The sequence below is a fragment of the Clostridium luticellarii genome (assembly GCF_002995845.1).
In the GTDB taxonomy this organism is placed as follows: Bacteria; Bacillota; Clostridia; order Clostridiales; family Clostridiaceae; genus Clostridium_B; species Clostridium_B luticellarii.
In genome coordinates this window covers 1-13,912 of the sequence record NZ_PVXP01000020.1, presented here as the reverse complement: position 1 = coordinate 13,912, position 13,912 = coordinate 1, and the positions used below count along the sequence as shown (strand labels likewise).

At 36.7% G+C, this 13,912-nt stretch carries 10 protein-coding genes; 8 read left to right on the top strand and 2 right to left on the bottom strand.

What is annotated here, in order from left to right; all coding sequences use genetic code 11:
• The first annotated feature begins 190 nt into the window (after nt 1–190).
• The 4 genes from CLLU_RS08575 (at nt 191) to CLLU_RS08560 (ending at nt 7,469) form a co-directional block, all read left to right on the top strand.
• Entirely contained in the window at nt 191–2,377 is a 2,187-nt protein-coding gene (locus CLLU_RS08575) for a DNA topoisomerase III (protein WP_106009332.1), read from the top strand.
• A 96-nt stretch (nt 2,378–2,473) separates the two neighbouring features.
• A complete protein-coding gene (locus CLLU_RS08570; RefSeq protein WP_106009331.1) occupies nt 2,474–3,649 on the top strand; it encodes an iron-containing alcohol dehydrogenase in 1,176 nt (391 codons plus the stop codon).
• A 276-nt stretch (nt 3,650–3,925) separates the two neighbouring features.
• The gene (locus tag CLLU_RS08565; RefSeq protein ID WP_106009363.1) at nt 3,926–6,445 is read left to right on the top strand and encodes a glycyl radical protein; all 2,520 of its coding nucleotides are present in this window, start codon (nt 3,926–3,928) and stop codon (nt 6,443–6,445) included.
• Nucleotides 6,446–6,536: 91 nt separating this feature from the next.
• A complete protein-coding gene (locus CLLU_RS08560; RefSeq protein ID WP_106009330.1) occupies nt 6,537–7,469 on the top strand; it encodes a glycyl-radical enzyme activating protein in 933 nt (310 codons plus the stop codon).
• 46 nt (nt 7,470–7,515) lie between these two features.
• Here CLLU_RS08560 and CLLU_RS08555 read toward each other — a convergent pair whose 3' ends face one another.
• Nucleotides 7,516–8,283, bottom strand: coding sequence for a response regulator transcription factor (locus CLLU_RS08555; protein WP_106009329.1), 768 nt, complete (start codon nt 8,281–8,283; stop codon nt 7,516–7,518).
• Between the two features lie 33 nt (nt 8,284–8,316).
• Nucleotides 8,317–9,528 (bottom strand): sensor histidine kinase, encoded by a 1,212-nt coding sequence (locus tag CLLU_RS08550; protein WP_106009328.1) that lies wholly within the window; start codon nt 9,526–9,528, stop codon nt 8,317–8,319.
• Nucleotides 9,529–9,748: 220 nt separating this feature from the next.
• Between CLLU_RS08550 and eutM the strand changes: the two genes are divergently transcribed.
• The 4 genes from eutM to CLLU_RS08530 are packed head-to-tail and all read left to right on the top strand — an operon-like array spanning nt 9,749 to nt 13,614.
• Entirely contained in the window at nt 9,749–10,039 is a 291-nt protein-coding gene (eutM, locus tag CLLU_RS08545) for an ethanolamine utilization microcompartment protein EutM (protein WP_106009327.1), read from the top strand.
• A 19-nt stretch (nt 10,040–10,058) separates the two neighbouring features.
• Complete coding sequence (gene pduB / locus CLLU_RS08540; protein WP_106009326.1) at nt 10,059–10,937, top strand: propanediol utilization microcompartment protein PduB; 879 nt, start codon at nt 10,059–10,061, stop codon at nt 10,935–10,937.
• Between the two features lie 28 nt (nt 10,938–10,965).
• On the top strand, nt 10,966–12,438 hold the full coding sequence (locus CLLU_RS08535; protein ID WP_106009325.1) for an acetaldehyde dehydrogenase (acetylating): 1,473 nt from the start codon (nt 10,966–10,968) through the stop codon (nt 12,436–12,438).
• Nucleotides 12,439–12,471: 33 nt separating this feature from the next.
• Nucleotides 12,472–13,614, top strand: a complete 1,143-nt coding sequence (locus CLLU_RS08530) for a 1-propanol dehydrogenase PduQ (protein ID WP_106009324.1) — start codon at nt 12,472–12,474, stop codon at nt 13,612–13,614.
• Nucleotides 13,615–13,912: the final 298 nt, after the last annotated feature.

Below are 13,912 nucleotides of genomic sequence, written 5' to 3'. Positions count from 1 at the left end.
GGAAAAAATAGAAATGACATGGAAATAATAATTGCATTGGATTGTAAATCAGGCTTATATTGCAGGAGGAGGCTTCCTAGCTTGTAAATCTTCATAATAAATACTATAATATAACAAGAGGCTTTAGGGATAGTAATTTTAAACTATCCCTAATTTTTTCAAGTCTAATCTATGATGAAAGGAAATAGATATGAATAAGATATTGGTATTGGCTGAGAAACCTTCTGTAGGAAGGGACCTGGCTAGAGTACTTAGATGCAACAGGAAAAATTCAGGCTATCTGGAGGGAGATAAATATGTAGTGACCTGGGCACTTGGCCATTTGGTTACATTAGCGGATCCGGAAGTCTATAATGAAAAATACAAGAATTGGAATATGGAAGATCTGCCCATGCTTCCAGAAAAATTCAAACTGGTAGTTATAAAGCAGAGCGGAAAGCAGTTTAATGTGGTAAAGTCCCAGATGAACAGGAAGGATATAGGGGAAATAATAATTGCCACAGATTCTGGAAGAGAAGGGGAACTGGTGGCCAGGTGGATAATAGAAAAGGCCAGAATAAAAAAACCTCTTAAAAGGCTGTGGATATCTTCTCAAACGGATAAATCCATAAAAGAGGGATTTAGAAATCTAAAATCTTCTACAAAATATGATGATCTATACAGAGCTGCACAGTGCAGAGCTGAAGCGGACTGGGTGGTGGGACTCAATATAACACGTGCTCTTACCTGCAAATACAATGCACAGCTTACTGCAGGAAGGGTGCAGTCTGCAACTCTGGCCATGATAGTTGCCAGAGAGAAAGAGATAGATGATTTTAAGCCCAGGGATTATTATGAGATCACTGCCAGCTCAGACAAGTTTAAATTGAAATGGATTGACAAGAAAAGCGGCGGAGCAAATATATTTGACAAGGACAGGGCCGAAGACATTGTAAAAAGAACCAGGAGCAGTAGTTGCACTGTAGTTGATGTAATTGAGAGCGACAAGAGAAAATTTTCACCCGCCCTATATGATTTGACCGAACTTCAAAGAGATGCCAACAGAATATTCAATTATTCAGCTAAAGAGACGCTTTCAATAATGCAGAGGCTTTATGAAAATTATAAGATATTGACTTATCCAAGAACCGATTCCAGGTATATTTCAACGGATGTGGCGGAGACCATACCTGAAAGACTGAAGGCCATTTCACTGGGAAACTATAAAAAATTTGCACAGCAGATAATGGGCAAAAAAATAAATGCCCATAAGGGTTTTGTAGATAACAGTAAAATTGGAGATCACCATGCTATAATTCCCACGGAGGAGAGAGTTCAACTATCTAAATTGAGCACTGAAGAGATGAATGTGTATGATCTGGTTGTAAAAAGATTTTTGTCTGTCATGCTTCCTCCCTATGAATATGTCCAGACTTCCATAAGAGCAGATATTGCAGGAGAGATGTTCACAGCCAGGGGAAATGTGGTGAAATCCAGGGGATGGAAAATGGTATATGAAAGAGGAAACACTGTGGAAACTGAAGGGGAAGAAGGCAATCAGGTGCTTCCAAAAATAAAAAAGGGAGACATCTTAAATATAAGGACTGTGGAATTGAACAGACTTCAGACGAAACCACCTGCCAGGTTTAATGAGGGAACTCTTTTGTCTGCTATGGAAAGTCCGCAGAAATATGTTAAATTGGACAGTAAAAGTGCGAAAACCCTGGGGGAAACCGGCGGTATAGGAACTGTTGCAACCAGAGCAGATATAATAGAAAAACTGTTTAACATGTTTTATGTAGAAAAAAAGGGCAAGGAAATTATACCGACTTCCAAGGGAAAACAGCTTATAGATCTGGTGCCTGCCGGGCTCAAATCACCTCTTATGACGGCAAAATGGGAAAGGGAACTTGAAAATATAAGCCTTGGAAATGAAAATCCAGGAGTGTTTTCACAAAAAATGAAAAAATATGCAGTCAGATTGGTGGATGATGTAAAAAATAGCAGGGATAAATTTGTACATGACAATCTTACGGGTAAAAAATGTCCCAACTGTGGTAAATATATGCTTCAGGTAAAAGGAAGAAATGGAATTATGTATGTATGTCAGGACAGAACCTGCGGCTACAGGGAAAATATAAGCAGATTTACCAATGCAAGATGCCCTGAATGTCATAAAAAGCTTGAACTCAGAGGAGAGGGCAAGGGCAAAATATATGTATGCCCTAATTGCAGTTTTAGAGAAAAAGCGTCACTTTTCAACAAAAAATTTAAAGAATCTGAAAATAAGTTGAATAAAAAAGATGTTTCAAAATATATGAAAAAAATAAAGAAAGAAAATGAAAAACCTATAAATTCAGCAATGGCGGAGGCACTTTCCAAGCTAAAATTGAAATGATACAGAATGACGTTTAATTTTTATCTGTAACTATTTAGTAATAAGTGTTAAAATATAATATATGTAATAAGTAAAGTTTGACAAGGAGGGGCTTGTATGGAAAATTTTATTTTTAAGAATGCTACAGAAATCATTTTTGGCAGGGACACTGAAAGATTCGTTGGGAGCAAGGTAAAAGAGTATTCTAAATCTAAAAAAATTCTTTTTTGTTACGGCGGTGGAAGTATAAAAAGATCCGGGCTCTATGACAGGGTAGTAAAATCCTTAAAGGAAAATGGAATTGAGTTTATAGAACTTCCTGGAATAAAACCTAATCCCAGATTGGGACCCGTTAAAGAGGGCATAAAAATCTGCAGGGAAAATGATATAAAATTCATATTGTCCGTAGGTGGAGGAAGTGCGGCAGATACTGCCAAAGCAATTGGAGTAGGAGTACCTTATGAGGGTGATGTATGGGATTTCTACTGTGGAAAAGCTGAGGTCAAGGAGTCACTTCCTGTGGGAGTCGTAATAACTCTTCCGGCTACGGGAACTGAAGCCAGCAACAGCTCCGTTATCATGAATGAAGATGGATGGTATAAAAAAGGACTGAACACGGTGCTCATAAGACCTGCTTTTTCAATTATGAATCCGGAGCTTACATTTACGCTGCCGGCTTATCAGACTGCCTGCGGTGCAGCAGATATTATGGCACATATAATGGAAAGATATTTTACCAATGTAAAGCATGTGGATCTTACTGACAGACTTTGCGAGGCTGCACTTAGAACTGTCATAAATAATGCACCTATAGTTTTGAAGGAACCTGAAAATTATGATGCCAGGGCGGAGATCATGTGGACAGGAACCATAGCACATAATGATTCATTGAGTACAGGCAGGATTGGAGACTGGGCATCTCATAAAATTGAACATGAGTTAAGTGGAGAAACTGATATTGCCCATGGAGCAGGACTTGCAATCGTTTTTCCAGCATGGATGAAGTATGTATATAAACATGATATAAATAGATTTGTACAATTTGCAGTAAGAGTCTGGGATGTAGATCTCTCATATAATTGCCCTGAAGACATTGCACTGGAAGGTATAAAGAGGCTCACTGCATTTTTTAAATCCATGGGTCTTCCTACCAATTTAAAAGAAGGAAATATACCTGAAGATAAGATAGAAGAAATGGCAGACAAATGCACGGATAATGATACTAAAACCGTAGGTCAGTTTGTAAAGATAGGTAAAGAAGATGTAGTGAAAATACTTAATCTGGCTAAGTAATATTTTTAAAATTGTCTATATAAATAGAGCAGCTGATTTTATTACAATCATCTGCTCTATTTTATTGGTTTGACAGTAAGATTATGGTGTGGATAGTTTTTCACCATGTCAAAATAATACATCATATTCTAATCTATAAAATACAAAACTTAGTCGAAATTTTTTAAAAACCTTTTATCTTTTAGTAATAGAATTTAACTATAAAAGAATTAAAAGATGATTTAGCAAATAAAAGGAGGTTTTTTTGTGACTAAGGTTTTAAATGATTTGTATAATATGACTAAGAGTGACAGAATAGAAAAACTGAAAGATGATCTGTATTCCGTAACTCCAGAAATTGAATCGGAAAGAGCTATTTTAATTACTCAATCTTTTAAGGAAACAGAAGATTATCCAGTCATAATTCGAAGAGCAAAGGCATTGGAGAAAATATTAAATAAAATGACCATAGTAATACGAAATGGAGAATTAATTGTAGGAAATCTAACCAAGAAACCAAGGGCAGCTCAAATTTTCCCTGAATACTCCAATAAATGGCTGCTAGATGAGTTTGATACTCTGGCTAAGAGAAAGGGAGATGTATTCCTAATATCTGACGAGGTCAAATCCCAGCTTAGAGAAGTGTTTAAATATTGGGATGGCAAAACTGTAAACGAATTTGCTACAAAGCTAATGTTTGATGAAACCATAGAAGCTATGGATGAAGGAGTATTTACTGTTGGAAATTACTATTTCAATGGAGTTGGACATATTTGCGTAGATTATGGCAAGGTGCTTGAAAAGGGATTCAAGGGAATAATAGCCGATGCAGAAGCGGAAAAATCAAAGAGCGACAAAGCTGATCCGGAATATATAAAAAAGAAAAATTTTCTGGATGCTGTAATTATAACCTCAAAAGCAGTAATTGATTTTGCAGGCCGTTTTGCAGAACTTGCTGAAAAGATGGCAGATGAAACATCAGAATCCGGAAGAAGGGCAGAACTGCTGCAAATTGCAAAAAATTGCAGGACAGTACCTGCAAATCCAGCTTCAAATTTCTATGAAGCACTTCAGTCATTTTGGTTCGTACAATCTGTTATACAAATAGAGTCCAATGGGCATTCCATTTCTCCCATGAGATTTGATCAATATATCTATCCTTATTTTGAGAAAGATATCAAAAGTGGAAGGATAAATCAGGAAACAGCTCAGGAACTTTTGGACTGTCTGTGGGTTAAATTCAATGACGTAAATAAGGTACGTGATGAGGCATCCACAAAATCCTTTGGAGGATATCCCATGTTCCAGAACCTGATAGTAGGTGGACAAACTATAGACGGCAGGGATGCCACCAATGAATTATCCTATATGTGTCTGGAAGCTACTGAACATACACAGCTGCCGCAGCCATCCATATCAATAAGAGTTTGGAACAAGACTCCGGAAGATCTTATGTTAAAGGCAGGGGAGGTTACCCGCCTTGGTCTGGGAATGCCCGCTTATTACAGCGATGAGGTCATTATACCATCTTTAACTAATAGGGGCGTTACTCTGGAAGATGCAAGGGATTATGGAATCATAGGCTGTGTAGAACCGCAAAAGGGCGGTAAAACTCAGGGATGGCATGATGCAGCTTTCTTTAATATAGCAAAAGTGCTTGAAATAACCATAAATAATGGATACAGCAGCGGAAAGAAAATTGGACTTGATACAGGTGATTTTGTATCTTTTACCTCCTTTGATGAATTTTTAAAAGCTTTTGAGAAACAGATGAATTATTTTGTAAAGCTCTTGGTAAATGCAGATAATAGTGTGGACATTGCCCACGCTGAAAGAGGACCGCTGCCATTTTTATCTTCTATGACAGACGATTGTATATCCAAAGGAAAAGCTTTGGAACAGGGTGGAGCACATTATAATTTCACAGGACCGCAGGGAGTCGGGATTGCAAATGTAGCAGACTCACTGGAAGTTATCAAAAAACTTGTGTTTGAAGAGAAAAAAATATCTGCCGGAGAATTAAAAGAAGCCCTTGATTCTAATTTTGGGAAGTCAGCTTCAATAGGAAATGAAGCAATTGAAATAGCAAATAGTGTAAAGAACATAAATGGTGTTGAAAATTTGAGCAGCGAGACCATAATATCTATAATTCAAAATTTAATAGATGAAAAGAATAAAGTTTCATCTAATAATAATTCAGTTGGGAGTATTCAAGGGGAAAATGTACGGCAGATGCTGTTGAACAAGGCCCCTAAATATGGCAATGATATAGATGAGGTTGATGAATTTGCAAGAGAGGCCGCAGCTATTTACTGCGATGAGGTAGAAAAATATAAAAATCCAAGGGGAGGAAGATTCCAGCCAGGACTTTATCCGGTATCTGCCAATGTATCCATGGGACAGCAGACGGGAGCTACTCCAGATGGAAGGCTGGCGGGAGAAGCGCTGGCAGATGGAGTTTCACCAGCTTCAGGAAGAGATGTGAGCGGACCTACTGCAGCAGTAAATTCCGTGGCAAAAATAGATCACTGCAAAGCTTCCAATGGTACTCTTCTCAATCAAAAGTTTCATCCTTCTGCCCTTGCAGGAATGTCTGGACTTGAGAATTTGTCAGCTCTTGTTCGTACTTTCTTCGATCAAAAGGGTATGCATGTACAATTTAATGTAGTCAGCAGAGAAACCCTTTTAGATGCCCAGAAAAATCCTGACAAGTATAAGAGTCTGGTAGTGCGTGTAGCTGGATACAGTGCACATTTTACATCTCTGGACAAGTCCATTCAGGATGATATTATTAGGAGAACTGAACAAACTTTATAGTATATAATATTGATTTAAAACCATAGAAGGAAGCGGTTTTTAAAACTACTTCCTTCTTCTTTTAAAAAGCTTGATGATTAGAGGTGAAGATATGCTAAATGAAACCGTAAATTTAGGAGAAAAGGGAATTGTATTTGATATTCAAAGATTTTCAGTACACGATGGGCCGGGCATTAGAACCATAGTGTTTTTAAAGGGATGTCCACTTTCCTGCAGATGGTGCAGTAATCCAGAATCCCAGTGCAGGGAACCTCAGGTGATGTTCATATCCAAAAATTGTATAGGCTGTGGGAAATGCAAAGAAGTTTGTCCCGTAAATGCAGTGGATTTTAAACTTCCCTATAGAATAGATCAAGAAAAATGCATTAAATGCGGGAAATGTGTGGAAAATTGTTATGCCAATGCCCTTGAAATGTCAGGTATTGAAAAGACAGTTGAAGAAGTTATAGGTGAATTAAAAAAGGACAATATGTACTATAGACGTTCCGGGGGAGGCATAACTCTTTCTGGAGGAGAGGCATTGGTTCAGGTGGATTTTGTTGAAGAACTGCTGAAAGGGTGCAGGGCGAATAGATGGAATACTGCAGTGGAAACTGCCGCATTTACCAGCCAGCAGGTTTTAAGAAGGATACTGCCGTTTTTAGATCTGGTTTTGATGGATATAAAGCATATGGATTCAAAAAAGCACAGGGAATATATAGGGCAGGGCAATGAAATCATACTTGAAAATGCAAGGATTATTGCCGGTTCTGGGACACAGCTTATTATACGGGTTCCCGTGATTCCAGGATTTAATGATGATGAGGATAACATTGTAAAATTATCTGAGTTTGTAGTATCTCTTAAAAATGTAAGAGAAATACACCTTCTGCCTTATCACAGGCTGGGTGAAAATAAATACAGCTATCTGGGGTATAAATACAAAATGCCGCCAATAGATCCACCTTCCAGTAAAGACATGAATAGGCTTAAGAATATAGTAGAAAAATTTGGATTGGTGTGTAAAATCGGTGGAGTAAGCTAGATGATTGAAGTGACTGCTGCAAAATTTTTATTTTGCAGCAGTCATTTTATATTTTATTGCTGTTTTTCATTTTGAATTTATGAGGAGATAATTTTTCATTTTTCAAGAATACCTTGCTGAAATAGGCCACATCCAGATAACCCGCTTCCAAAGCTACCTGAGTTATGGACTTATCGGTAGTTATAAGAAGTTTCTTTGCTTTTTCAAGTCTTAATCTGGTAACATACTGTATAAATGTAACACCTGTTTTTTGTTTGAAATATCTGCTCAGATATTGGGGATTTAAATGTACGAAATTAGCTGCAGAAGTAAGGTTTATCTGACTGCTGAAATTATTGTCTATATATTTCAGAATAGACTTTATGGTATCCTCAGAGGGATTTGAATTGTTATTAAAAGAAGACCTGGATATATTGTTGCCTGTATTAGAAGAATCAAATTTTTCTATGGAATTTAAAGCTTTAGTCACAGCACATTTTAAATCATTAGGTCTTACGGGTTTTAGTATATAATTTGATACTCCATATTCTATGGCTTCTTTGGCATAGTCGAATTTTTCATAAGCCGTCAATATAATGGTTTTTACGTTGGGCAGGAAATCTATTATTTCCCTTTGAGCTTCAAGACCATTTTTCTTTGGCATTCTTATATCCATGAGTATTATATTTGGCCGGTAGATTTTGGCACTGAGTACCGTTTCACAACCATTTTTACAATCTTCAAGTAAGTCAATGTTATAAAAATGTTTTTGAAGTATTATACGCAAAGCTTTTCTTTCTAAGGGTTCGTCTTCTGCGATCAACAGCTTGTACATAATTATTAACCTCCTGCTAAAATTTTTCAATTTTCATGCTTTGATTCTTGGAATGCGAATTTCTACCTTTGTGCCTATATTCAGTTTGCTTTTTATTTTTAAACCATATTTACTGCCGAAATAATGCTTTAGCCTGTTGTTGGTGTTCCTTATCCCTATCCCCAATTTCTCTGACATTATATCGCTGTTGTTCAAAAGTGCAAGCAGGTTTTTATCAATACCTACGCCGTTGTCGGATATTTCGATTAAAATATCTTTCTCTGGAGTCAAACCGCCTTTTATTATAATTTCGCCTTCTTCAGTTTGTGAATTCAGGCCATGTGACAGAGAATTTTCAACTATAGGCTGTATGGTCATAGCAGGAATTCTACAATCCAGTATGGCTTCATCCACTTCAATTCTATAGGTCATTCTGTCGCTAAATCTCATATTTTGTATGAGCAGATATCTTTTCGTGTAATCAATTTCAGAACTCAGTTTGGGAAATTCTTCAGAATTTCTAAGGCTGTATCTTAAAAGATCTGATAGAGTATACAGCAAATCTTCTGTTTTGGGAGCATTTTCTATTAAAGCCATTCTGGCTATGGTATTTAGTGTATTGAATAAAAAATGTGGATTGATCTGAGCCTGGATGGTTTTAAGCTGCATTTTTTTAGCTTGATTTTCCAATATTGATTTTTCTTCACTTTCCTTCAACAAGTTTTCCTGTGTGATTCTGTGAATTCCCATTTCAGCTATATAGCTTGCTAGAAAATTATAGAATTCCACACAGTTGTGAAGATAATCGATTTCAACAAATTGAAGTGATTCAGTTACTTTTTTCAATTTTTCAATGGGTATTTCGTACTCTTTTGAGATTTTTCCTAAATTTATGGAATCTTTATTATGTTTGCCTTTTATGAGAACTTGTCCACCTAATACTCCGCCAAGATAATAATTATTTACGATAATAGGAGCTGTGGAGTCCATGAGGCCTGTGTGGCAGGTGTATATCCTGGGGTTTTTATCTCTCATGGCTAAAAAACTGGCCTGGGAATCACATAATATACAGTTTTTTCTTCCCTTTGGAGAAGAACGCATCAATGAACAAAAGGGAGTGAAATTACTTTCCTTGCATACAGGCATACCGTTTATATCCACAATGATTGTAGGAAATTTAACTAATTTTGTCAGTCTGTCCTGGATGTCCTGCAGAGCTTTTACATCAATTATATCCTCAAACTTAATATTTTTCAATAAATCCATAATACCCTTCTCCCCATAATTTAAGTGATGTCATGCAATATTAAATTATTCAATTGAAATTTAATCGATTTATATATAATTAGCTCAATATATCAAGAAAATACAATAATAATTTATATATATAATACAAAAGCTAGTCGAATTTGTCAAAAAAATTTTACTTGTTTAGTAATAAAATTTAATTAAAATAAAAACTAAAATTTATGGAGGTATTATTTTTATGGGACAAGAAGCATTAGGAATGATAGAAACAAGAGGCCTGGTAGGAGCTATTGAAGCTGCAGATTCAATGGTAAAGGCAGCAAATGTTACTTTAATAGGATATGAAAAAATTGGCTCGGGACTTGTAACCGTTATGGTAAGAGGTGATGTGGGAGCAGTGAAGGCAGCTACGGATGCCGGTGCAGCTTCAGCTAAAAGAATAGGGGAGGTTATATCGATACATGTTATTCCAAGGCCCCATACGGATGTAGAAAAAATATTACCTAAAATTGCAGAAGCAGCGGAATAATTGAACAGGGGTATTTGATATGAATAATGATTTGATGGAAAAGGTTTTACAGGAAGTAGGAAAAAATATAAACTTGAAAAATATTGACATGAAGGATGTAAACAAAATCATAAATAGATCATCTGAATTAAAAAAGGCACAGACAAACAACAATTTGGAGAAAAATGTTGAACAGGTAAAAAAGGAGGCGGATTTGATGAGTGAAACATCACCTATAACTGAATTTGTAGGAACGGCCATAGGAGATACAGTTGGACTGGTCATTGCAAATGTTGATGGATTTTTGCACGATAAGATGGGATTGAATAAAAAATATCGTTCTATAGGGATAATAAGTGACAGAACAGGAGCAGGACCTCAGATAATGGCTGCTGACGAAGCAGTAAAAGCTACTAATACGGAAGTTCTTAGTATTGAACTTCCGAGAGATACAAAAGGTGGTGCAGGTCATGGGGCACTTATAATTTTGGCGGCAGAGGATGTATCTGATGCTAGAAGGGCAGTAGAAGTCGCTCTTAAAGATACGGAGAGAACCATGGGGGATGTATATGGATGTGACGCAGGACATGTGGAACTACACTATACTGCCAGGGCAAGTCTGGCACTGAACAAGGCCTTTGGTGCTCCTATAGGAAAAGCCTTTGGAATAATTGTAGGAGCACCTGCAGGTATAGGGGTTGTAATGGCGGATACGGCATTAAAAACTGCAAATGTTGATTTGGTAACTTATGCCAGCCCTGCCGGAGGAACATCCTATTCCAATGAGGTGATTATAACTATAACTGGTGATTCGGGAGCTGTAAGACAATCGGTGATTGCGGCCAGGGAAGTAGGACTGTCTATATTAAAGTCAATGGGACAAAATCCTGTATCCACTACAGGCAAACCTTATATTTAACTAGATATTTGAGAGGAGAATGAAATATATGGAGATAATAGACAAAGATTTACAGTCAATACAGCAGGTAAGAACTCTTATAGCAAAAGCCAAAAAAGCCCAGCAGGAGTTTAGCAAATTTTCACAAGAAAAGGTGGACAGGGTAGTAGAGAACATGGTAAGAGCCTCTGAAAGGGAAGCTGTAAGACTTGCAAAAATGGCTCACGAGGAAACAGGCTTTGGAAAATGGCAGGACAAAGTTGTAAAAAATAAATTTGCCAGCAGAGTAGTTTACAATAATATAAAAGATATGAAAACTGTAGGAATTATAAATGATGACAAGGATAAAAAGGTAATGGAAGTGGCTGTTCCAGTAGGTGTTATAGCAGGACTTATACCTTCCACCAACCCCACTTCCACGGTTATGTATAAATCAATCATAGCTTTAAAGGCAGGGAATGCAATAGTATTTTCGCCGCATCCGTCCGCTAAAAACTGCATTATTGAAACTGTAAAAATATTGAATGAAGCTGCAGTGGAAGCAGGAGCACCTGATGGAATAATTGGCGCTATGACAATTCTTTCCATGGAAGGCACCAATGAACTTATGAAACACAAAGATATAGCTCTGATACTTGCTACAGGTGGAGAGGCCATGGTCAAAGCAGCCTATAGTTCAGGAAATCCGGCCCTGGGAGTTGGTCCTGGAAATGGGCCTGCATTTATAGAAAAATCAGCGGATATACCATTGGCAGTAAAGAGGATAGTGGACAGCCAGACTTTTGACAACGGGGTAATATGTGCTTCAGAGCAGTCCATAGTTGTAGAGAGCTGCATTAAAGATAAAGTGATAGAAGAATTGAAAAGACAGAATGTATATTTTTTAAGCAGAGAACAATCTGAAAAATTGGGCAAATTTATTTTAAGGGCCAATGGAACTATGAATCCTCAGATAGTGGGGAAAAGCGCCCAGGTTCTGGCACAGCTTGCAGGGATAAGTATACCGGAATACACTAAAGTTCTTATTTCAGAGCAGACTACAGTCAGCAAGAAAAATCCTTATTCACGGGAGAAGCTCACCCCAATACTTGCATTTTATTGTGAGGAGAATTGGGAAGCAGCATGCGACAGGTGCATTGAATTACTGATGAATGAGGGAAAAGGGCATACTCTTATAATTCATTCGAATAATGAGGAAATAATAAAAAAATTTGCACTTACAAAACCTGTGTCAAGAATACTTGTAAATACTCCGGGAGCATTGGGAGGTATTGGAGGTGCTACAAATCTTGTACCGGCTCTCACATTGGGCTGCGGAGCTGTAGGAGGAAGTGCCACTTCGGATAATGTAGGACCTGTCAATTTGTTGAATATAAGAAGAATGGCTTACGGAGTTAGAGAATTGGAAGATATAAAAGCAAGTGTTAATGCAGAATCACAGTCCTCCTGTGAATCCTCAAATTTATCGGAAGATTATGTTCAGAACATTGTGAAGACTATAATGGACAAATTGAATAAATAAAATTAATTGATATCAGAAGGAAGGGCTTCTTTTATGAACATATTTAAAATTAAACCTGTGGTATATTTTGATATGAATTCCGTGGAATATCTCAAGAATTTAAAAGAGAAAAAATCGTTGATTATAACAGATCCATTTATGGTTAAAGCAGGTTTTATAAACAAAGTGACGGACATTTTTAGAAATGACAATGTAGAATATAAAGTGTTTTCGGGAATTAGGCCGGATCCGCCTGTGGAGGTTGTAGCGGAAGGCGCAAAGGAAATGATAGCTTTTAAACCTGATGTTATTGTGGCATTAGGAGGCGGTTCTTCTATTGATGCTGCAAAAAGCATATTGGCATTTACCATGAGGATATTAAAAGATAGTAAAGATGGTTACAGAAGACCACTGTTTATTGCTATTCCCACCACTAGTGGGACAGGCTCAGAGGTTACCTCTTTTTCTATAATTACTACGGGAAACAAGAAAGTTTCATTGATTGATGATGACTTAATACCTGATGTGGCCATATTAGATGCAAGTTTTGTTAAAACAGTGCCGGGAAGGATAACTGCAGATACAGGAATAGATGTCTTTACCCATGGAATAGAAGCCTATGTTTCAAATAAAGCTTCAGATTTCAGTGATGCGCTGGCTGAACAGGCCATGAAACTGGTGATCAGGTATTTGCCTGAAGCCTATAAAAATGGTGATAATGTAGAGGCAAGAGAAAAATTGCATAATGCCTCCTGTATGGCAGGTATGGCTTTTACCAATGCTTCCCTTGGAATTAATCACAGCATGGCTCATATACTTGGTGGAATTTTTCATATACCTCATGGCAGAGCCAATGCCATATTGCTGCCTTATGTTATTAAGTACAATGCTGACCTGGATAGCGGCACATGTACTAGAGCAGCTTTAAGGTACAGAAATATAGCTGAATTTTTAGGATTGCCCTGCTCTACAGTAGAGGAAGGAGTAATGAGTCTTATCTGTGCTGTAAATGTAATTTTAAGCTTGACAAATACACCTAGAAATTTAAAAGAAGCTGGAATAGACAGAAGGGAATTTTTTAATAAAGTTAATACTATGGCAGAGGTTGCACTAGAGGATAGATGCACTCCTACAAGTCCGAGAATTCCGAGTAAAGAAGAATTAATAGACTTATTTAAAAAAGCTTATGGAGATTAAAATATTAAATGATGGGTATATCAAAAATATTTTTTGATATACCCATTAAAATTTATTTAGATGTTACCGTTGTGCAATTTCATAATATAGAATTGAAATAATAGGTTCATTTATTATTTTAAATTTCGAATTTATAATGAATCTAATAATATTCTAATGTAGGAAATAAACTGTTATATATATAAATTATGCAGGAATTCAATTAAAAATCATTTTATATATTTTTATTAAAAAACATTAAAAGGTTTTCATGAGCTGAAAACTAATAAATTTATATATCAATAAGTTTGCAGAATAT